An 875-nucleotide genomic window follows, 5' to 3' on the forward strand; every position below is an offset into this window, starting at 1 on the left:
TTAGCCTTCGCCAGTTTCTTGAATCCGGTGAGCGTTGCGGCGAGTGTCAGGAAGGCCAGGTAGTGGGTTCCTTTGCGGTCGTAGCGGATGTTGAGCCGGTGGTAGCCGGTCAGCCACGACACCGTTCTCTCGATCACCCACCGGTGGCGGCCCAGACGCTCGGTGGACTCGATTCCCTTGCGGGCGATGCGAACTGCGATGCCATGCTCGCGTACCCAGTCGCGCAGTGCGGGCTGGTCGTAGGCTTTGTCCGCGTGCAGCTTGCCCGGCCGGCGCCGCCGCGGGCCACGCCGGGACCGTACCGCCGGGATCGCTTTCACCAGCGCTGTCAATGCCTGCGAATCGTGCACGTTGGCGGCCGAAACCGCCACCGCCAGCGGGATTCCCGCCCGGTCGGACAGGATGTGCTGCTTGGAGCCGGGCTTGCCGCGATCGGTCGGGTTCGGACCGGTCAGAGAGCCCCTTTTTTCGCCCGGACACTCGCCGCGTCGACCACCACCCGTGACCAGTCGATCAATCCCCGGCTGCCCAGCTCGTCGAGCACCGCCCGATGCAGCCGCCGCCACACCCCGGCCTCGGTCCACACCGTGAACCGGCGATGCGCCGTCGGCACGCTCACCCCGAACGATCCCGGCAGCATCCTCCACGCACAACCGCTGGTCAACACGTACACCACCGCCGTGAACACCGCCCGCTGGTCCACCGGAGCAACCCCGCCACCCTGCGGCCGCGGACTGAACTCCGGCAGCAACGGCTCGGCCAGCTCCCACAACTCGTCCGGCACCAACCGCCGCGACAACGCATCCACCACGACCGAACATCATGCAGCACACTCAATCTCAATGCAGTGGAATCGAACTACAACCATGTAAGAC

The 875-nt window shown here is 66.7% G+C and carries 1 protein-coding gene; it reads right to left on the reverse strand.

Features of this window, described 5'->3' with window-relative positions; all coding sequences use genetic code 11:
* A protein-coding gene (locus ON37_RS31670) for an IS5 family transposase (RefSeq protein WP_169332987.1) occupies nucleotides 1-799 on the reverse strand; the annotation gives its coding sequence in 2 pieces (ribosomal slippage) (nucleotides 1-478 and nucleotides 478-799; 800 coding nt annotated over the 2 pieces). This gene is flagged as partial in the annotation.
* Nucleotides 800-875: the final 76 nt, after the last annotated feature.

This window comes from Nocardia veterana NBRC 100344 (assembly GCF_000308855.1).
GTDB lineage: Bacteria > Actinomycetota > Actinomycetes > Mycobacteriales > Mycobacteriaceae > Nocardia > Nocardia veterana.